Consider the following 20,623-nt stretch of genomic DNA (forward strand, 5'->3'; position numbering starts at 1 on the left):
CATTTCCGCTCCAACATCGTTTTTTTTCATTATAAACAAAATACCCTATAAGATGGACTTTTTTCAAAGTGTCCATCTTATAGGGTACATTTTACTTTCAGACGGGTTTATATATTTCACGCATCACATGCCGCAGCTCGGGCAAAATGAGTTTTTCCATGGCCAATTTGACGGCTCCTTTGGAACCCGGCATGGAGAATACGGCTGTTCGTCCAATCGTTCCAGCGACGGCTCTGCTCAGGATGGCAGCGGAACCGATATCTTCGGTGTAACTGAGAAAACGGAAGATCTCACCAAAGCCCGGGAGTTCCTTGTCCAGTAGTGAGGACACCGCTTCGTAGGTTGTATCTCGGGGTGCAATCCCTGTTCCGCCGCTAAGCAGCACGGCTTCAATATCATCACGAACAGCTGCATCTTGCAGGATGCTTCGAATGTTCTCCGTTTCATCTGGTGTGATGATGTATTCTACGATCTGATAACCCGCTTCATTCAGAAGCTGGTGCATGAGCCGGCCACTGGCATCGGTGTCTTTAGTTCGTGTGTCAGACACTGTAACAATCATGCACGATACCGTGGTTGGAGCTTCCTGGCGATGTTGTTCCACTGAATTAGTCATGAAACTTCCTCCTTCAATCAACATGTCCTCATAGCATAGACCATCCGGTAGAATCAGGCAATGTACTGGTGAAGAGTTGAACGTTATTGCACAACGAATGCGGGATGGTGTACACTCGCTAGATATAGATAGACTAGGTTACAAGAAGGACAATCAGAGAGGTGTATACGCATGAATGAAACGATTTTAAAAGAACAATCCATACCTGTATATATACTGTCAGGTTTTTTGGGGAGTGGCAAAACAACACTGCTTGTTCAGTTGATTGAACATTGGCAACAGCAGGGTTTGCGTCCTGCAGTGGTTATGAATGAGTTGGGCGAAGTCAATCTGGATGGTCAGATTGTGGATTCCACCGTTCCGATGACAGAGATGTTAGGTGGATGTATCTGTTGTACCGTACGTGGTGACTTGGGATTGCAACTTGCTGATCTCGTTCAGGAGGAATCACCTGATGTTATCATCATTGAAGCAACTGGTGCGGCGAATCCAATGGAGATTCTGGATGCGGTAACGGAGACTTCACTTTACATGCGGTTGGAACTGAAAAGTCTCATTACCGTTGTGGATGCAGCACATCTATCTGGTCTGTATCAGGAGCAGAAGGGGCAGACCTTCAAGCTAATGCAGGAGCAGATTCGTTGTGCGTCTGTGCTTCTCTTGAATAAAACGGATCGGGTGAGTGCACAGGAACTGAAGGATCTGGAGCAGCTTTTGGCAAAATGGAATGGCTTCGCACCTGTAATTCCTACAGTGAAATGTGAGGTGGAGATGGATCTGCTGCTTCGCAGCGGGGCAGACGTACACGTGCGTGATTCAGCTTCTGAAGCAGGTAAGCCGGCTCACCAAGAGCATCATGAGCATACGGAAGCTTGTGGTACACATGGCTGCAATCATGGTCATGAACATACAGATCATACAGTCCAAGGCGATGATACTAATACTGACGCATCCCATAGCCATGCCCACGGTCACGAGCATTCCGCTCCTCATGCATCACACGAACATGTCATGGTGTATACGCATTATTTCAGTCATCCGGTGAACAGCGAAGCATTTGAACAATTTGTATCTGCTTTGCCACGGGATGTATATCGAGCAAAAGGCATCTTATCGTTTAGTGACACGGCGAGCCGTTTCTGGTTCCAGTATGCCTACCGTGAATCGGATTACATGAAGATCACACCTCAGGGAGAGGTCCCTAATGTTGCTGTGTTTATAGGTGAACATTTTGACCAAACTGTCATTCGTGACCAATTACTGGAATTGGAAGCGATAAAGTAGGTTAGATGATTCAATATTCCTCCGAACTGGGTATTAAGATGCATAGCAAACTTTGCCTGGGAGGTAACTTTAAATGACACAACAACAATATCAACAATGTATCGATGCTTGCCTGGAGTGCATGAATGCATGCAACGTATGTTACATATCGAGTCTGAAAGAATATGATCTGGCGATGCTGCGTGATTGCATTCGTTTGAATCGGGAATGTGCGGAGATCTGCAGTTTTGCTGCACAAGCGATGACACGTGGAAGTGATTTCATTGCTGAAATATGCGAATTGTGTGTGAAAGCTTGTGAAGCTTGCGCCGCTGAGTGTGGCAAACACCACCATGATCACTGCCAAGCATGTGCAGAGGCTTGCCGCAGATGTGCAGAAGCTTGCCGGTTGATGGCAGCAGTAGCGTAAATATTATTTCACTGGAATATATAAATAAAACCGATAATGACCGTTGTCCCCTAAGGGAAGGCAGTGAACACAAGCATCTGAGACGATGTGCCTATGTGTTGCCTTTCAGTAGGGGATTTTTAATGCAGGTTGCCAAGTCTGATCGTGGTATGTATAATGATGGCAATGAATTGAATCGAAGAATATCAATGATCGGGAGAGTAGCCAGATCCATACATGACAGCGAGCCGGGAGAGGTGGAAGCCGGTATGACATGACCTGAGTGAAACGCACCCGTGAGATGGTTATCCGAAAAGATGTACGTATCCCGATTGGGATAGGCCATATCTGTCTGAGGGTAACCCGGCTTGCGACCGTTATACGCATCGAGCGGAACAGGTTCTACTGGTATGCATGTTGATGCATATTAAGAGTAAGCTGTTCACTTAGAGTGGTACCGCGGGAACTGTTAAGTCAGCTCTCGTCTCTTATTTAGAGACGAGAGCTTTTTTGTGTTTATTTTCAGCCAATAATGAATTATAAGGAGTGTTCGACATGTTGATGAAGCAGGCTGCGGCCGATATTGCCCCTTTAACGGGATTGAATGAAGAAGAGGTTCTGAGATTACTGGAAGTCCCACCACAGGCGGAGATGGGTGATGCAGCATTCCCTTGTTTTGCATTAGCGAAGTCATTAAAGAAAGCACCGGCAGTCATTGCAACTGATCTCGCAACGGGATTGCAGGCATCTGGAATTGAAGCGACTCCCGCCGGTCCGTATGTAAATATCCGTTTTAACCGGGAGAAGCTCGCGCCGAATCTGCTGAAAGAACTGGGGAATGCGGCATTTGGTAAGCTTCAGCTTGGTCAAGGTTCACGTGTTGTGATTGATATGTCTTCCCCTAACATCGCAAAACCCTTCGGAATCGGGCATTTGCGTTCTACTGTAATCGGTGCAGCACTGTATCGGTTGTATAACGAAGCGGGTTATACCTCCGTAAGTGTGAATCATCTGGGAGACTGGGGAACCCAGTTTGGCAAGCAGATCGCAGCGTATAAACGGTGGGGCAATGATGAAGCGTTGCAGGCAGACCCGATCCGTACTTCTCTGGAGCTGTATGTGCGCTTCCACGATGAGGCGGAGAACGATCCTTCACTGGAGATTGAGGCACGCGAGTGGTTCCGCAAGCTGGAGCAGGGAGATGATGAAGCACAGCGGTTATGGGCGTTTTTTGTGGAAGTGAGCATGAAGGAATTCAACCGGATGTATGAACGTCTGAATGTACAGTTCGACCATACACTGGGGGAGAGCTTTTACAATGACAAGATGGGTGCAGTGGTTGAAGAACTCAAGGCAAAAGGTTTACTTGAAGAGAGTGAAGGAGCACTTGTGGTACGTCTGGAAGATGAGAACATGCCCCCGTGCCTGATTATCAAAAAAGACGGAACAACAATCTATCCTACACGGGATTTGGCTACGGCAGTCTATCGTCATGAGGTGATGAAGGCAGATCGGTTGTTATACGTGGTCGGAGGCGAGCAGAAGTTACATTTCCGGCAGGTATTCACGGTCCTATCCCGTATGGGGCATGAATGGTCTGCGAAGTGTGAACATATCCCGTTTGGCTTAATGCGTTTTGAGGGAAGGAAAATGTCTACCCGCCGCGGTAAAGTCGTCTTTTTGCAGGAAGTGTTGGATGAGGCAGTTGCTCGTGCACTACAGATTATTCAGGAGAAAAACCCGAATCTGGAGAACCCTCAGAAGGTGGCTGAGGCGGTCGGTGTAGGTGCCATTGTCTTCGGTGATCTGCGTAATAATCGGTTAAACGATGTGGACTTCTCATTGGAAGATGCGGTGAGTTTTGAAGGGGAGACCGGACCTTATGTGCAATATACCCATGCCCGGATTCAAAGTGTACTTGCCAAGGCAGAAGAGGCGATCCGCGTGGAAAATGAAAACACTCTGACTAACGGCACGATTGCAGATGATGTAAATGACACAGGGACTACTTCATCCAGTATCGGAGATACCTCATGGGCATTGCTGAAACTGCTCGGTGAATATCCCGAGTATCTTGAAAAAGCAATTCATCGGAATGAGCCTTCGGTCATTGCCAAATATACAATAGATGTCGCTCAGGCGTTCAACCGCTTCTATCACGCCGAACGGATTGCGGATGCGTCATCTGATGTAAGATCCTTCCGGGTGGCATTGGCCAAACGTACTGCCGAACGCCTAGCGTACAGTTTACATTTGCTGGGTGTGCAAGCTCCAGAGCGGATGTGATCCCAGGTGATAAGGAGTAAACGTGGACTTTTCAAGAAAGCCAATCAAGATGTACCAGACTCATTAGGTCGAGGTATGTTGCTTCAACAAGTGAGCAAGCGAATAGGTAATGCTCAAGTACTTGATGAAATTAATCTGGAAGTGAAGCAGGGAGAATGTGCTGTACTTGTTGGCAGAAACGGTTCTGGCAAAAGTACGTTGCTACGTATGTTGGCAGGTATTTTGTTACCCGATACAGGATCGATCCAGCGCACAATGAAGGGTTCTGATGGGTATGCAGTAGATGGCCTGCCACGTTTACCCTTTACCTCCGGAGAGTATTTGTGGGACATGGGTCGAATTCGGGGCATTCGCCCCGAGATACTGCGTGAGCGGATTAGAGAACTTAGTGAACTTTTATATCTGGATACCGCGATCGATCAGAAGTTACCCTTATTATCGAAGGGCACACTGCAAAAAGTAAATTTGATTCAGGCCCTGTTACCTGGACCGGGTGGTCTTTTGCTACTGGATGAACCTTTATCGGGCTTGGATATTCCAGCTCAAGAGGGCATTGTATCCTTATTGCGACAATGGAAGGATGAAGGGACATCCATTGTTACAGCTTGTCATGAACCGTTGCTTATTGAACGTTTGGCAGACCAGGTGATTGTGTTGAAGAAAGGCGGCGTGCTCCGCTACTGGAGTCGTGAAGATATACTACAAGCTGGCGAACCCGTTGTACGTATTCAAAGTCTGACGAAAGCTGGAGAGGATCTGGCTAACGATCTATCGATTGTACAACAACCGGGAGTACTGTCTTTAGTTCGTAATACAAGCTCGGAGATATCCAATGCTTGGTTGTGGGATTGGAAAGTGGTTCAACAATCAACATATGATGTCCTCAGAATGATTCTGGCATCCGGAGGTTCGGTTGTGTCTGTACAACAGGAAGAAAGTCAATTACATATGGAAAGTCTGCTGGAAGGACAACATCCAGCTGTACATGCGAGGCGTGGAGGTGTCACAGAATCTGTGGACTTAAGCTCTTCCATGGATGATGCGGGGGGAGAAGCCAAATGATCTATCAGACCCGATATTTGTTAAGGCATCACATTCGCTCACAGAAATATATTGCACCGGTTATCTTTTATATCATCGCCATGCTGCTGATCTATTCCTACAAACCCAACCCTATTGCGGACAGTTACAGTGTTACGGCTATGCTGTTATTTCTGGCAGCTGCTTGGCTCGGAGTAATGGTGATGAATACCGAACCTGCTAAGCAGTATCAATTACTTGTCCTTCATACAGGAAGCAGGCGTAAGGTTGTAACAAGTCAACTCATCTGTGCCTGGATCATGCAATTCATGCTCACCGTAATCACTGTGCTGTATCCCGTGTTCGCAGGAATGTTTGAGAGACAACCCACAGGTGAGGAGTGGATGATGACTTGGTTAGGACATCTGGGGTTATCGTTGCTGGGATTGGGCATCAGTGTATTTTTTCAAAAATCGTACATTCCCTTGCTTAGTCGCAGTATGCCTGCCCTCATTATTGTATTATTACTATCGTTTATCCAAGGTTCCTTAAGTGAACGTTTGCCTGAATCGTTAGAATGGCTTGGCCGCATTCTTCCGCCAGCTTTTTATCTGGTTCGTGAGATGATGTTATTTGATGAATCAAAGATGGACTCTTTTGTTTCGGTTATGCTGTGGACTGTGCTCTATGCATTAGGGTTACTAATCATCCATGTGTGGCTGTCCGGAAGAAGAGATCTGCGGAGTTAGAAGACGCGCTTCCCGATAACTTGAATGTTGCTCTTGGTTTGGTTAGGATAGAGGGACATGGAATGGTTAACATTGTACGGTTGAAGGGGGCGCTCGCATATGCAAAATACAGATATCCAGAATGGTGACATGCTGGACAGCGAACACTCCAGGGAATTGTTTGCCTATTACGGATTGGCAGTGTACTACGGGCAGGCGCTTGAACAGCAGCTGGTCAATCTGATTTTATTAATGAAAATGTCTCAGGGCAAAGCTGTGTCTGAAGAGGATCTGGAAGATCTGTACGAACGAAAGATGAGCAGTTCACTGGGGCAGCTCATTCACGAAGTGCGCCATCATTTTACATTCTCTGAGGAAGAGACTCGCCAGTTGAATGAGTTATGGCAGCAACGTAACCGTATCGTACATCATTATTTCAAGGAACGAATTCACGAGACATTCAGTCCGGAAGGACGATCACGCATGATTAAGGAATTGGAGGATTTCAAAGACCGTGCACAGGAGTTGGAGATCCGTCTTCAGCAATATACGGGTGCCTGGATTGCAGAGCTTGGTCTGGATGCCGAATCGGCAGCAGCTCTGCAAACGCTGGAGCGTATGCATACCGAGAGTATGCAAGCAAGGGATTTGGAAGAGGATGAATGACAAGCAAACGGATAACGAAACGCTGGATATTAATGACGGTTCTGGCTGTAGTATTAGTTGGAATCCTGTGGACTGTGGTTACCGCAATTCGTATATCAGCATATACGGATGAGGATTCATCCAGGATATCGGATGCAGCAATCATTCTGGGCGCAGCCGTGGCGGGGGATAACCCTTCACCTGTATTTCGCGAACGTATTGAACACGGGATTGAACTATACCGTCAGGGTACCGTTCGTAATCTGCTTTTCACAGGTGGATCAAGTGGTGATGGAGAACATACGGAAGCTGAAGTGGGTCAGAAGTATGCCATCGCACATGGAGTAGATCCTGCGGACATTCGCATTGAGACCACATCCAGAATTACCGAGGAGAATCTGGTCAATTCAATTCCAATCGGTGAACAGGCCGGTTATCAAACGTATACGATTGTGAGTGATCCTTTACATATGAAACGAGCCATGAAGCTGGCTGCTGGACTGGGTATGGATGCCGTACCCTCTCCGACACGAACGACGGCGTATCGAACCTGGCGCAGCAAGTTTCCTTTTCTCGCAAGAGAGACCGTGATGTACATGGGATATACAATCAAAGGATGGATAGACAATCCGCAGTAGCCCATGAGGTTGCACGCGGATTGTTTTTTTGTCTGGACGAAATAAACAGTAACGGAACATGAATCCCGATGAAAATACAAAAAACCGATCTACACCGCAAACCCTGAGGTAGCTGTGTAGATCGGTTTTTGTTTTGCCGTCAAGTACATCATTTTTGACTGGTTACTTAAAGAGTTTTCTGTTTTACTCTGTTATGCATTGCCTCCGGCAAAGGAGGTTGAGGTTGGAATGATCTCACCCGACGGATTCTCGCTGGTTGCACTCGCTGCTGCTTGCGCACCTTGCTGGAGCTGATACATTTTATAATAGCGGCCTTTAAGCTCCATCAGTTCATCATGTGCACCTTGCTCAACGATACGCCCACGATGCAGAACCAGAATTTGATCTGCCGAACGAATAGTGGAGAGACGGTGAGCAATGATGAAGGTGGTACGTCCTTTTTTGAGGACTTCGAGTGCATTCTGAATCAATGCTTCCGTTTCCGTATCAATATTGGCAGTCGCTTCATCCAGAATGAGGATGGCCGGATCAAACGCCAGTGCCCGAGCAAAGGAGATCAATTGACGCTGTCCAGCGGACAATGTACTTCCTTTTTCGATGACAGGTTCGTCAAAGCCTTGAGGCAAATGAGCCAGGATACGTTCAGCGCCTACATCACGCAGCGCCTGTTCAATTCGTTCACGGGAAATCTTCTCATCGCCGAGACTGACGTTGGAAGCAATGGTGCCTGTGAACAGATACGGGTCCTGCAATACAATCCCCATATGCTCGCGAATCCACTGTTTAGGCAGATCTTTGACGTTCTGACCGTCAATCGTGATCTTGCCTTTTTGCGGATCATAGAACCGGAACAGCAGGTTGATGATTGAGCTTTTACCCGAACCAGTATGACCGACCAGAGCGACTGTCTGACCTTGGGATGCTTTAAACGAGATATTGTTGAGCACATAATCCTTTTTATAGGCAAAGGATACATCGTCGAAGACAACATTCCCTTTGTATCTTGGCATGGAGCCATCGGTTACGGCTTCTCCTTTTTCATCCATCAGCTCAAAGACGCGACCAGCGGATACGAGGGAGGAGTCTAGGTTGGCGAGCTGATTTACCATGCCGGTAATCGGCTGGAACAAGCGGCCCAGGACATCGACGAAGGCATATAGAACACCTAATGAGATAATACTTGTGCCATCCAACACGCTGGAACCGAAGTACCACAGGACAACCGCAAAGGCGATATTCCGTAATACGTTCACCAGGTTGTGTGAGGTGAAGGCATTCAGGTTCAGCATTTTGTTCTGGTGTTTCATATAGTCATCATTCAGATCTTCGAATTCCTGTTTGGTTTGTTTCTGATGGCGGAATACGCGGATAATGGACATCCCCTGAATGGACTCGTTAATGATTGCATTGATCTCACTCAGTCGGGATCGAATGATCGTGTTGTAACGAGTGGCGAATTTGCGATAGAGCACAATCCATGTAATGAGCATCGGCACAACGAATAATGAGATTAGACCCAGGCGAACATCAAGCAGGAAGAGTGCGACATACACACCTGTAATCGTGATGATTCCTGAGAAAAAGTTCGAAAGAACAGCAACGAACAGATCTTTTACGGCTTCTGTATCGTTTGTGACCCGAGATACAACTTTACCTGCGGGCAGGTTATCAAAAAAGTGCACCGGCAGTCGCTGAATATGGGCATACACATCGTTACGCAGTCTTTGAATGACCTTGTTGGCCGAGGATTGCAGCCAGAATGTTTTACCAAACTCCATAATGACCGAGATCACGAGGAAGATCATGTAATACACAATTAATTGATAGATGCTGGGCATCTCCGGTTTGTAAAAAGCAAACAGTTCACCAGCGGACAGGGGTGTTGCCGCATATTGGCCTGTTACCTCACCTGCGCGTGTAACCGTGAGGGTTCCATCCGTATATGTGCGGTCCCCGTCAGGTGCATTGACTGGTTCATTTACAAAATAAAAACTTCTGCCGGCTTGTAATACCCGCACTTCGGAACCTTTGTTTTCATCCGGTTCGAACAAGCCTTCGCGTTTGTAATTCTTACCGTTGTAGACTGCGGCTTCATCTGAAGCTGTCGTCTCATAGAAAGGCTGCTCAATCGCGAGCAAGTGATTGTCGATCATGGATTTGGCGATGAACGGCCCGGCAAGCTCGGCCGCAACACCAATAGTAAGCATAATTAATGCAGCGATAAATGTTCCTTTGGCTTTCAAGGCGTAATCAAGCAGCCTTTTGCCTGTATTAGACTTCAATGAATTGACCTCCTACGTGGACAGATTGGACTCGACCTGTTGCCGTTCATACTGTTCACGGTACCAGCCGTTCATGGCTAACAATTCCTGGTGAGTGCCTTCTTCCGTAATTTTCCCGTGCTCCAGTACGATGATTCGGTCAGCATGTTCAATAGCAGACAGGCGATGAGTCGAGATCAGCGTGGTTTTGCCCGAGCGTTTGTTGCGAATATTTTCAATGATTTTAGCTTCAGTACGTGCATCAACAGCAGATAAGGCATCATCCAGGATCAGAATATCAGGATTAGCAATAAAGGCACGCGCCAGCGATACCCGCTGTTTCTGTCCACCGGACAGAGAGATTCCTTTTTCACCAACAAGTGTATCCAGTCCATCGGACAATGTTCCCAGATCACCGTCAAAAGCGGCGGTACGAATGGCTTCCATGATGACTTCATCACTGGCCCCAGGTTGACCGAATTGAATGTTCTGACGAACTGATTTGGAGAACAGAACTTGTTCCTGTGGTACGTACCCGATCCAGCTGTGCAAGTCATCTTTGGCGATATCCTGAATCGGATGACCCGAGATGCTTAATGTGCCCGAACCGGCAGGGTATTCATGAAGCAGTTGTTTGAGCAAAGTAGACTTACCGCTACCCGTACGGCCCACGATACCCAATGTTTGACCCCGTCGCAGCGAAAAGCTGATATGACTGAGATTGTCGACAGTGGAACTTGGGTAACGGAATGTAACATCCTGCATCGCAATTTCTTCCGGATTCGTAACGTGAGCAGGTTGCTCCACATCTTGTACGGCAGGTTCTACCGATAAAGTCTCGTTGACCCGATCAAGCGAAGCGCTACCACGTTGCATCAGGTTAATTAATTCGCCGATGGCAAACATGGGCCAGATCATCATCCCCAGGTACATGTTAAACGATACGAGATCCCCCAGGGTAATTTCATTATGAAATACAAGATATATGCCGTAGGCAAGTGCAATCACATAACTGAGTCCAACGAAGAGGCGGATGGTGGGTTCAAATAGGGCATCCATTCTGGCAACAGCCAGGTTTTTGCGATACACATCCTCGGTCACGTCGGCGAACCGTTTCTCGTCCAGACGTTCCTGCACATAGGCACGTACGACACGGATCCCGGCGATGGATTCCAGCACCTGGTCGTTCATATCTCCGAATGCATCCTGTGCCAGGGTGTAACGTTGATGTACAGCTTTACCATAGATCATCATGGCAATGGCGATAAAAGGTAATGGCAGGATTGCCGCCAAGGTCAGTTTCCAACTAACCAGGAAACCCATGGCGAACAATACGGTGGCCAGAAAGGCTGTAGAGTCTGTTAAGGTCAGCATGCCGAAGCCTGCTGTAGTGGCAATGGAACGAAGATCATTGGTGGCCCGAGCCATCAGATCTCCTGTTCTGTTTTTCTCAAAAAAGGGAGGAGTCATCCGTAACAAGTGGTCCATAAAGCGTGAACGAAGCAGCCGCTCCACTAGGTTGGCACCACCAAACAGTTTGTGCATCCAAACGTATGTAACCAGATAGATAATGATGACCGTTCCCAGAATAAGCAAAATATAACGCGTAAGTGAGGTGCCGGTAATGGAACCGCGCACAATCTCGTCGATGGCATTACCAAGAAGACGAGGAGGCAGCAGTTCGGCAATGCCCACCAGAATAAGCAAAATGACACCGGTTAGGTATCGTTTGCGTTCCAGCCGGAAGAACCAGGCCAGGTTTTTAAGTACAGAGAACAAGTGTTATCCCTTCCTTTCGATGTCCGAGAAATGCAGATTCCGTTCATGTATGCCGAAATGTACCCACAAAAAAAGACATACCGCACGCAGGCGGTATGTCTTCATATAATCATACGGCAGCATGGCTCCGAGAACAGAGCCGCAACCATACATAAGTTCGATTGTGAGTAAACATCACAGAGGTTCTAATGAAAGAACGCCTTGTCATGCCGACTTATGAACGGAATAATGATTTCGGGTGTGCTCCGGTATTTAGTTGTGTGCTGAATTGACCTATCATATGTTTGTTAAACACCGTAATCACCCTTTCTTTTTTGGAAATAAATACAATGTAGACCTCGTATGTTTGCATCTTAACACCGGCTTTTACAATCTGTCAAACATTTTTCACAACTTATTTTGTCTTTATGTGGTCACCCGGGTTTGTATTCAAGTCCCTGTCGAGATATGATGGAACATATATATACAGAAGGAGCTGACACCAAATGAGTACCATACATGTATCCGATCAAGCTGCTCGCTGGTACAAGGAAGAACTGAATTTGAACGAGGGAGACAGCATTCGATTTTTTGCCCGTTATAGCTCTGGCGGAGGTCTTCACCCTGGATTTTCGCTAGGTATTGCTGTGGAGAAACCAAGACATCCTGCGGATCAAACCGAAGTGTCGGGGATTCAATTCTTTATGGAAGATCACGATTATTGGTATCTTAAAGGGCACCAACTGCATGTGGATATCGTTGATGAAGGTCAGGATATCGAATACCGTTATACGGAAGTCTAAGCAATAGATGGATTACAGGTCGCCACCGGCTTCCGAGTAGGAGGAGGGGATAAGCAGTGAATCTGCCACCACGAGATTTGGCCCAGTATATCGCAAAACGCTCTCATATTGTTGTAAAAGCGGCGGTGCGGGCTGAGAACGAACAAGGTGAATTACTGCTGATTCAGCATGCTGAACATGGTCACTGGCGGTTGCCATCAGGTGAGATGCGCCCGGGTGAGGCTATTGAAGGTGCTGCACATCGGGAGTTATGGGAAGAGACAGGTTGGACTGCTGATACCATGACACTGGAAGGTCTTTATTCGGGGCCTGACCTTCGGTATTTGCATTCAAGCGGAGATGAAGAGTATTACGTCATTGCCCTGTTCCGGACAGTGATTATTCAGGATGACCTTGTGGAGTCGCGTGTAAATAGTGATGCAGGTCTGAAGTTTTTTTCTTTGGAGTCGTTACCACCTCTGAATCAGATTAGCCGAATCCTGTTAGCGCGGGATATTGCAGAATAAAATTAGTGTTGAAGCAAAAAAATGACCTTGGCATGCACGATACAGTGGATGCCAAGGTCATTTTTTTAGAAAATCCGATTTACGTGCTCAGAGCATGAATTACACCTGATCTAGTGGTTCATCATCCATCGCAAAATCAAAATCATCAATATCGAATACCTGTACAGGTGATTCAGACTCAATTATGCGTGCAATCAGTTCAACCTGATCGGTGAGAATCGGGATACTCAGGCGCTGAGATGTCAGCAGCAGTTCGGTCTCAATGGGATCGAAATATTCCCCGTACTGTGCCGTATCTATTGCATTGATAATGGCAATGGATACTTGGTCACCAAATAAAATGGAGGGGCTTTTGGCCCATGGAACAAGTAACGCACGCTCTATTTTTTTCTTATTCAGCGGTTCCTCGAAATAAGAAATCATTTCATTGATTTTGGATTTCACATGCTGATCATCTGCCGGGTTATCCATCATGGGATCAGGACTGGTCTGGAATTCATATAGCTCAAGGATGGTGGTATAAGGAACAATATATTCAACAGGCGCGGGCGGCGCTAGCAATTGACCGTAAATGGCCACCATCACGGCTTCTGTAATAAACTGACGTGACATGGTTCCTTAATCCTCCTGCGCCATTAATAGTTGCAAAGTGAATCTATATTTCATGCAACAGCATAACCACAATATGGATTATTCTGCTGTAGACTCGTGTACATAATTTGCATGAATAGAAGTATATCACACAACGGTGGGAAATACAGCCAATCTGCATAGCATGTCAGGTCACAACCTTCACAACTTGAATCAGGATTTGCCCAGGAGCAATGATAAAATTCCCGCCGCAATTAATGGACCCACAGGTACACCCTTGAATAGGGCAACCCCAAGTACCGTTCCGATTAACAGCCCTGCAACGACAGTTGGCTGAGTACCCATCAACGTAGCGCCACGTCCTCCGAGATATGCCACCAATAAACCTACTCCAATGGCGAGCAGTGATTTCCAGTGCAGGAAAGACTCACCAATCGTCTGCAGACTCATCTTGCCACTGGCAAGAGGTGCCATCACGCCAATGGTCAGAATGATAATGCCCAGTGTAAGTCCGTATTTTTCAAGCCATGGAAATGCCTGATTCAGGTTCAGGACTCGTAGCAACAACAGAAATACCATCGCTACGGTCACAGGTGTGTTGCTGCTGATAATCCCGAGAGCCGCAAATACGAGCAACAGCAGGGAAGTCATATCCATTGTTTTCATTTCCCTTCAGTCTGTCCACGTTGTTTGCTAACGATATGTTCCGCAATGTAACGTCCATGCCAGCGCCCGGATTCAATAAAGACTTCATTGGCATTACGCCCCGAAGCGATGACTCCACCCACATATACACCAGGTACGCTGCTTTCCATCGTTTGTGCATCATATAGAGGTTTATCCATATCATCAGACATCTCCACACCTACCGACGTGAGTAGTTGACGATCTGGACGGAAACCGGTCATTGCCAGTACGAAGTCATTATCCAGTTCCTGAGTGGAACCATCCGTGTGTATCAGACGAATCGAATCATCGAGTATTTCATTCACGCGTGATTCCAGGTGGAGTGTGATATGACCTTTTGTCACCATGCTCTCGAATAGCGGACGTACCCACGGTTTAATATGCTGGGACAGACCACTGCCGCGATAAACCATATCAATATGTGCTCCGACCCGAACCAGTTCCATGGCCGCATCCACGGCTGAGTTGCTTCCGCCAATAATGGCGACACGTGTACGGGTATACGGGTGGGCTTCCCGGAAGTAGTGGGTTACTTTATCTTTATCTTCTCCAGGGATGCCCAGATAGTTAGGATGGTCAAAATAACCGGTAGCTACAACTACATTGCGTCCAACATGTATGATGGCTTCCCCGCGGCGGTTGAGCGTATGTACCTCAAACGTACCATCATCCTTGCGTTTAATTTCACGGGCTTCCTCATAGTTATGAACACGCAGACCAAAATGTTCGGCTACCCTGCGATAATAGGCAAGTGCTTCATAACGAAACGGTTTATCATTAGGTGTGCTGAACGGAACGTTTCCGATCTCAAGCAGCGGGGCTGTGCTGAAAAACTGCATATGGGTTGGATACAGATAAATAGATTGAACGATATTGTATTTCTCAACGATCACAGCGGACAGTCCCAGCCGCTCACATTCAATGGCAGCAGACAGACCGCATGGGCCTCCGCCGATAATAATGACATCTTCCATGTTCTTAATCCTCCTTATTTCAAGCAATATAATCCTACCGTAAATAACGAGCCAATGCCAGTTCAAGCGTGGAGTTTAATTAGACAAGCTTACTTGAAACCAAAGGAGTTGCCGTGTAGAGAAGAAAAGACTAATATCAAATTAGATATATATCTAATTGAAAGCGAGATGAACGATGATGCAGCTGGAGAAAATTGTGGCTTATCATAAAGCGTTGGCTGACCCGACCCGGCTTCGCATGCTGCTGTTGTTGGCACAGGGTGAACTGCACGGACAGGCACTTGCCGAGCGGCTGAATCTGTCACAGCCAACCGTGACACATCATGCATCCAAGCTGAGAGAGGCGGCGCTGATTAAGGAACGACGGGAGAAAAATACAGTGTATTTCACACTCAATCCTTCGTTTATCCGCGAGAATGCACAGGCTTCGGTTGATTTTATCTTTAATCGAGAGGAGGTTGCGGATATGGGTGATGTGAACGAAACATTGAAAGCGTCGGTCATGAGGAATTTTTTCTCCAAAGATGGACGACTGCGTCAGATTCCCGCTCAATACAAGAAAAAACTGATTGTACTTGGTCATCTGGTCGAGCAGCTTGAATTTGGTCGGAAGTATACGGAAAAAGAAATCAATACATTTATAAAGCAATACCATGAAGACTTTGCCACGATTCGGCGGGAATTTATCATGCATCAGTTCATGTATCGGGAAGAGGAGATCTATGAATTGAATCCGAAGGAAATGTGGACACGCTGGGATCAGGTCAAATAGAGTAGCTGGTGGTAAAAAAAGTTTGGGCTTGACAACTGTAAAGCTCAGTGTGTAACATAATGGGTAATTCTACAAGGGAGGCGATTGTTTATGACAAATTTAAATGCAGTATACGTTAATTTGAATATGAACAGCGTCTCCGGAACGGATCAAAGCATGTAATTTTGCGTTAGCTGGATAGCAGTATCCATTGTAACGTGAAGGATCGCATGCTCAGATGAAGCTACGGGTGACGCACCCGTGGCTTTTTTGTTTGCCGATAAAAGGGTGTTCCTGAATTGTTTATAGCGGATGGTTAAGTATTTTATCCGGTTGATCTACAAGAAGGGATGATCTTTGATTCGGCTAACTACTTATTGCCGCGGGTGTATTTCTACTCGTGGTTTTTTGTTTTGATCTGAACCGGAGATGATTGTTCACTCGGCTTGAACGAAGTAAATAACTTATTTTGGGAGGAATTTTTATTTTAGTTAACCATATTGAGAAGTACGGCTGGTCTGCAAAATGGCAGGAACTGTGGCAAGAGACAGGAATGGAAGAGCAGGAGAAAAAGCCAGCCAGAATTATCGCAGACCATGGACATCTGCAACGTTTGATTACAGAAGAGGGCGAATGCTGGGGAAGAATTTCGGGACGAATGCGTCATGATAGTCTGGAGACCAGCTTGGTACCAGCGGTTGGAGATTGGGTGGCCATTACAGGTCATGCAGGTGAAGAAGCAATTATTCACAATCTGGTGCCCCGTCGGAGCAGGGTATCGAGACAGGCGGCAGGTCCGGTGACCAAGGAACAATTAATCGCCGCAAACGTAGATACACTATTAATCGTGGCTGCACTTAATCATGATTTCAACCTTAGACGACTGGAAAGGTACGTGATGATGGCTTGGAATGGTGGCGTAAGGCCAGTCATTGTTTTGAGCAAAAGTGATCTGTGCCTGAATGTGGAAGAGCAGATCCGAAGTGTAGAGGGAATTGCTCCGGGCGTTGAAGTGTTTGCGATATCCGCTGTGGAGGACCAAGGTAAATCTCTACTAGAAAGATATCTACAACCAGGGTTGACTGTTGCGCTGACGGGTTCTTCTGGTAGTGGTAAGTCTACACTTGTGAACTGGATGATGGGCGAGGACGTACAACTTACCCAATCCGTCCGTGAGGGAGACAGCCGTGGAAGGCATACCACAACACATCGGGAAATGTTTGTGCTTCCACAGGGAGCGGTATTGATCGATACTCCGGGAATGCGTGAGCTTAATCTCTGGGATGAAGGCAATGACGGACTTTCGCATGCGTTTGGAGAAATTGAAGAACTTGCGGCCACGTGCAGATTTATGGATTGCAGTCATACACGGGAAGCTGGATGCGCAGTGAAAGAGGCCATACAGGATGGTTCATTGGATGAAAAAAGACTGAATAATTATCTGAAAATGCAGAAGGAATTGCAATATCAGCAACGTAAAGAAGAGGTAGCAACGAGAAGGCGAACAGCCTCCAGTAAACCGGCGAGTAGTCGCAAACCCAAGCACTCCCGTAGTGTGAAAGAGTGGGAGGAAGCCTGAAATCAGGCGGGCATCATCCGCTATCTTGCATAAGATAGGTCAGGAGGGATGTCATTATGCCAGATTACAGGATTATTGTAGATCTGTCTGACCACATGTTGTATCTTCTGGATGGCAATCAGGTGATTAAGAGCTATCCAGTGGGCATTGGCAAGATGCTCACACAGACTCCAAACGGGGAGTTCACTATTATTAACAAACAATCCAATCCAGGTGGGCCATTTGGCGTGTTGTGGATGGGGTTGTCTGCTCCCCATTATGGCATACACGGAACCAATGAGCCTTGGTCTATTGGCAAATCCGTCTCCCATGGTTGTATACGCATGTACAACTCGGATGTACTGGATCTGTCTTCCAAGGTATCTGTAGGCACTAGGGTAACGATCCGGCCGTAGGGCCGGATTTTACTTTATAAGAGGTAGTTCAGTGGATGAATTTGGAATTAAAGAAAGAGAACATATAATATGGTAAAGCTACGGCAGTTACGAGAGAAAGTGAGTGATAACTATGCTGATCAGGCTGGCGCGTGAAGGGGATGCACAGGGGATAGCCCATGTACATACAGAGAGTTGGAAAACAACGTATCGGGGAATTGTGCCTGACGATTTTTTGGATCATTTGACTATAGAATCAAGATTGTCCCAGTGGGAGAAGACCATTCGTTCTGGCGAAAAGGATCAGATCCTGGTGGTAGCTGAACAGGATCATGGGAACATTGTCGGATTTGCTTGTGGGGGTAAGGAACGTGAAGGCAAATTACCTTATGATGGAGAGTTGTACGCTATATATTTGCTGAATGAAGTGCAACAAACGGGGATAGGTCAGCAACTCGCGACACATGTCGTTCATCATCTGCAGACCCACAATATGAAACGTTTGATCATATGGGCTTTGGAGCGTAATTCAGCTTGCCGCTTCTATGAAAAGATGGGAGGCACTCCAGTTCAGACACAGTCCATCCGCATCGGTGGTCAAGATCTGATCGAAGTTGGATACGGATGGGAAGACTTAAGCCTCTTTGGAGAGAAGAGCCTGCCCGACTGATGAAAGACGTGTAGCTAGCGACAGAATACTGCGGGTTGTATGGTTTCATTAAGCTTAAAGAATGGAAGAGCTAATTCAGGTCTGCACGTTTGCGTAATTCTGAACAAGGTTAATGATGTATTACACCGCTATGCAGGTGTGACATTTAATCTTGATTAGGAGGCGTATTCAAATGACTTTAATGGACACTGAACATACAACATGGACGAAACAATATATTAATGGCCAATGGGTAGATGGCTCCGGTGAGAAAACAATGGAGAATATCAACCCTTATACGGGAGAAGTTATTGCCACATGGCGCTCTTCCAATAAGAAAGACATAGATAAGGCTTATGAGTCAGCTCAGAAAAATTCGATTGAATGGGCGAAGTCTTTGCCCGCTGCGAAAGAAGAGGTATTGCGTAAAGTTTCATCCCTGATGGCGGAGCGCAAAGAGGAGATCATTCAACTGTTGATCACGGAATCCGGGAGTACCCGAATCAAATCGGAGGCGGAGTTTGCAGCGGCTAAACGCATTGTGGACGAAGCAGCATCTTTTCCTTATCGCATGAAGGGTGAGATTATTCCGTCCAATACCTCTGGCAAAGAGAACCGTGTGGTTCGTGAGCCTAAGGGAGTGATTGGTGTTATCGGGCCATGGAATTTCCCTTTGCATCTATGCCTGCGATCTGTAGCTCCAGCGATTGCTCTTGGTAATGGTGTGGTGATTAAACCAGCATCAGACACTCCAATTACGGCAGGTTGGCTTATTGCCGATTTGTTTGAACAGGCTGGTCTGCCTGAGGGCGTGCTGAATGTCGTTGCGGGAAGTGGCAGCGAGATCGGGGATTATTTTGTCGCTCATCCGGTTCCCAAAGTGATTTCATTTACGGGTTCCACAGAAGTTGGACAAGGGATCGGTAAACTGGCGGGTGAACATTTAAAAGAAACGGCACTGGAACTTGGCGGCAACAACGCGATGGTTGTGCTGGAAGATGCGGACATTGAACGTGCTGCCGAAGCGGCGGTCTTTGGCAAGTTTCTGCATCAGGGACAGATCTGCATGGCTCTGAATCGTATCATTGTGCATGCCGATATTTACGACCAATTCGTCGAATCATTTGTTGCCAAAACGAAGAATGTCCAGGCAGGTAATCCGGCGGATGCCAAAACACTCGTGGGTCCTCTCATTCGGGAAAAAGAGGTAACACGATTGCTCGAGCTTGTAAACAAAGCCAAGGACGAAGGGGCACGGTTAATGCTCGGGGGGACCAGTAAAGGCAGCGTGCTGTCTCCTACTGTACTTGCCGATGTTAAACCTGAACAGGATATCGTGCAGCAGGAATTGTTTGGCCCAGTGGCAGTGATCATGAAGGCTCATGATGAGCAGGAAGCTGTACGTTTGGCGAATGATACTCCTTATGGACTTAGTGGTTCCGTATTCACCAAAGATCTGAATCGAGGATATCAGGTTGCCCAGCGCATTGAATCGGGTATGGTGCATGTAAATGATCAGTCTGTGAACGATGAAGCGCATGTGATGTTTGGCGGTGAAAAAGCTTCAGGGATTGGACGTTTCGGTGGGGATTGGGCCATTGAGAAGTTTACACGTACGCGTTGGATCAGCATTCAGCACCAATATCGGGAATATCCGGGAGTGAAATAAGTCGAAAAAGAGTGAACTAGCAGGGGCATTTATGAATGATTAGAGTGGGTTATAAAAAGATCGACAAATCATGCGAAAGTCCGTTTCCAGCTTGGTGGGACGGGCTTTTTGCACAATATTACACCTCGGAAAAATACGGCTTAATATAAGAGTGGAAAAGCTGTTTGGGGCTGACGCTATCTGGTTATTTATGGATACACGGAAGAATCGATCCGTAAATCCAATGGCAAAGGGGCTTTAAATTCATGTCCATTGACCGCTTTATTCTGAGGAAACTGAATACCTGTCAGGAAGAACATACACGTGCCAATTTGGTTCGGCTGTTTGTCATTCGTATTCGTAAAGCCGAGATTGCGGAAGAACATGATGCCGCCTATGTCCTGAGCAAACTGCACTGAGTGATGGCTGATAATAAT

At 46.8% G+C, this 20,623-nt stretch carries 21 protein-coding genes and 1 other annotated feature; of the genes, 15 read left to right on the forward strand and 6 right to left on the reverse strand.

The window, feature by feature from the left end; translation table 11 throughout:
* Positions 1 to 97 precede the first annotated feature (97 nt).
* A complete protein-coding gene (locus J2Z28_RS27470) occupies positions 98 to 616 on the reverse strand; it encodes a MogA/MoaB family molybdenum cofactor biosynthesis protein (RefSeq protein WP_211085319.1) in 519 nt (172 codons plus the stop codon).
* A gap of 171 nt (positions 617 to 787) precedes the next feature.
* On the opposite strand from J2Z28_RS27470, the gene J2Z28_RS27475 reads away from it, so the two are divergent.
* The 7 genes from J2Z28_RS27475 to J2Z28_RS27505 all read left to right on the forward strand — a co-directional run bounded on the left by J2Z28_RS27475 (position 788) and on the right by J2Z28_RS27505 (position 7,605).
* Positions 788 to 1,900, forward strand: coding sequence for a CobW family GTP-binding protein (locus tag J2Z28_RS27475; protein WP_211085320.1), 1,113 nt, complete (start codon positions 788 to 790; stop codon positions 1,898 to 1,900).
* A gap of 73 nt (positions 1,901 to 1,973) precedes the next feature.
* Complete coding sequence (locus J2Z28_RS27480; protein WP_036609230.1) at positions 1,974 to 2,309, forward strand: four-helix bundle copper-binding protein; 336 nt, start codon at positions 1,974 to 1,976, stop codon at positions 2,307 to 2,309.
* Positions 2,310 to 2,488: 179 nt separating this feature from the next.
* Positions 2,489 to 2,780: a binding site (T-box leader), on the forward strand.
* Positions 2,781 to 2,843: 63 nt separating this feature from the next.
* A complete protein-coding gene (gene argS, locus J2Z28_RS27485) occupies positions 2,844 to 4,574 on the forward strand; it encodes an arginine--tRNA ligase (RefSeq protein ID WP_211085321.1) in 1,731 nt (576 codons plus the stop codon).
* A gap of 6 nt (positions 4,575 to 4,580) precedes the next feature.
* Positions 4,581 to 5,636, forward strand: coding sequence for an ATP-binding cassette domain-containing protein (locus tag J2Z28_RS27490; protein ID WP_211085322.1), 1,056 nt, complete (start codon positions 4,581 to 4,583; stop codon positions 5,634 to 5,636).
* Positions 5,633 to 6,343, forward strand: coding sequence for a hypothetical protein (locus J2Z28_RS27495; protein ID WP_211085323.1), 711 nt, complete (start codon positions 5,633 to 5,635; stop codon positions 6,341 to 6,343). The genes J2Z28_RS27490 and J2Z28_RS27495 overlap by 4 nt, the downstream gene beginning before the upstream one ends.
* Before the next feature lie 99 nt (positions 6,344 to 6,442).
* Positions 6,443 to 6,988, forward strand: coding sequence for a hypothetical protein (locus J2Z28_RS27500; protein ID WP_074094604.1), 546 nt, complete (start codon positions 6,443 to 6,445; stop codon positions 6,986 to 6,988).
* Entirely contained in the window at positions 6,985 to 7,605 is a 621-nt protein-coding gene (locus tag J2Z28_RS27505) for a YdcF family protein (protein ID WP_074094605.1), read from the forward strand. Before J2Z28_RS27500 ends, J2Z28_RS27505 begins: the two co-directional genes overlap by 4 nt.
* A 191-nt stretch (positions 7,606 to 7,796) precedes the next feature.
* Here J2Z28_RS27505 and J2Z28_RS27510 read toward each other — a convergent pair whose 3' ends face one another.
* Complete coding sequence (locus J2Z28_RS27510; RefSeq protein WP_210107807.1) at positions 7,797 to 9,887, reverse strand: ABC transporter ATP-binding protein; 2,091 nt, start codon at positions 9,885 to 9,887, stop codon at positions 7,797 to 7,799.
* A gap of 12 nt (positions 9,888 to 9,899) precedes the next feature.
* Positions 9,900 to 11,645 (reverse strand): ABC transporter ATP-binding protein, encoded by a 1,746-nt coding sequence (locus tag J2Z28_RS27515; protein ID WP_017689087.1) that lies wholly within the window; start codon positions 11,643 to 11,645, stop codon positions 9,900 to 9,902.
* A gap of 485 nt (positions 11,646 to 12,130) precedes the next feature.
* On the opposite strand from J2Z28_RS27515, the gene J2Z28_RS27520 reads away from it, so the two are divergent.
* Positions 12,131 to 12,427, forward strand: coding sequence for a HesB/YadR/YfhF family protein (locus tag J2Z28_RS27520; protein ID WP_036609218.1), 297 nt, complete (start codon positions 12,131 to 12,133; stop codon positions 12,425 to 12,427).
* 56 nt (positions 12,428 to 12,483) lie between these two features.
* On the forward strand, positions 12,484 to 12,933 hold the full coding sequence (locus J2Z28_RS27525; RefSeq protein ID WP_211085324.1) for an NUDIX domain-containing protein: 450 nt from the start codon (positions 12,484 to 12,486) through the stop codon (positions 12,931 to 12,933).
* Between the two features lie 99 nt (positions 12,934 to 13,032).
* Here J2Z28_RS27525 and J2Z28_RS27530 read toward each other — a convergent pair whose 3' ends face one another.
* The 3 genes from J2Z28_RS27530 to J2Z28_RS27540 form a co-directional block, all read right to left on the reverse strand.
* The gene (locus tag J2Z28_RS27530) at positions 13,033 to 13,545 is read right to left on the reverse strand and encodes a hypothetical protein (protein WP_036609214.1); all 513 of its coding nucleotides are present in this window, start codon (positions 13,543 to 13,545) and stop codon (positions 13,033 to 13,035) included.
* Positions 13,546 to 13,737: 192 nt separating this feature from the next.
* On the reverse strand, positions 13,738 to 14,181 hold the full coding sequence (locus tag J2Z28_RS27535) for a DUF441 domain-containing protein (RefSeq protein WP_036609212.1): 444 nt from the start codon (positions 14,179 to 14,181) through the stop codon (positions 13,738 to 13,740).
* A gap of 5 nt (positions 14,182 to 14,186) precedes the next feature.
* On the reverse strand, positions 14,187 to 15,185 hold the full coding sequence (locus J2Z28_RS27540) for a YpdA family putative bacillithiol disulfide reductase (protein WP_211085325.1): 999 nt from the start codon (positions 15,183 to 15,185) through the stop codon (positions 14,187 to 14,189).
* 178 nt (positions 15,186 to 15,363) lie between these two features.
* Here J2Z28_RS27540 and J2Z28_RS27545 point away from each other — a divergent pair, with 178 nt between their 5' ends.
* The 6 genes from J2Z28_RS27545 to J2Z28_RS27570 all read left to right on the forward strand — a co-directional run bounded on the left by J2Z28_RS27545 (position 15,364) and on the right by J2Z28_RS27570 (position 20,605).
* Positions 15,364 to 15,957, forward strand: a complete 594-nt coding sequence (locus tag J2Z28_RS27545; RefSeq protein ID WP_211085360.1) for a DUF2087 domain-containing protein — start codon at positions 15,364 to 15,366, stop codon at positions 15,955 to 15,957.
* Between the two features lie 448 nt (positions 15,958 to 16,405).
* The gene (gene rsgA / locus J2Z28_RS27550; protein ID WP_211085326.1) at positions 16,406 to 17,515 is read left to right on the forward strand and encodes a ribosome small subunit-dependent GTPase A; all 1,110 of its coding nucleotides are present in this window, start codon (positions 16,406 to 16,408) and stop codon (positions 17,513 to 17,515) included.
* A 56-nt stretch (positions 17,516 to 17,571) separates the two neighbouring features.
* The gene (locus J2Z28_RS27555; RefSeq protein WP_211085327.1) at positions 17,572 to 17,910 is read left to right on the forward strand and encodes a L,D-transpeptidase; all 339 of its coding nucleotides are present in this window, start codon (positions 17,572 to 17,574) and stop codon (positions 17,908 to 17,910) included.
* 112 nt (positions 17,911 to 18,022) lie between these two features.
* The gene (locus J2Z28_RS27560; protein WP_244988573.1) at positions 18,023 to 18,559 is read left to right on the forward strand and encodes a GNAT family N-acetyltransferase; all 537 of its coding nucleotides are present in this window, start codon (positions 18,023 to 18,025) and stop codon (positions 18,557 to 18,559) included.
* A gap of 172 nt (positions 18,560 to 18,731) precedes the next feature.
* A complete protein-coding gene (locus J2Z28_RS27565) occupies positions 18,732 to 20,207 on the forward strand; it encodes an aldehyde dehydrogenase family protein (RefSeq protein WP_211085329.1) in 1,476 nt (491 codons plus the stop codon).
* 245 nt (positions 20,208 to 20,452) lie between these two features.
* Positions 20,453 to 20,605, forward strand: coding sequence for a hypothetical protein (locus J2Z28_RS27570; RefSeq protein ID WP_164783094.1), 153 nt, complete (start codon positions 20,453 to 20,455; stop codon positions 20,603 to 20,605).
* Positions 20,606 to 20,623 lie beyond the last annotated feature (18 nt).

Source organism: Paenibacillus xylanexedens (assembly GCF_017874615.1).
Lineage (GTDB): Bacteria > Bacillota > Bacilli > Paenibacillales > Paenibacillaceae > Paenibacillus > Paenibacillus xylanexedens.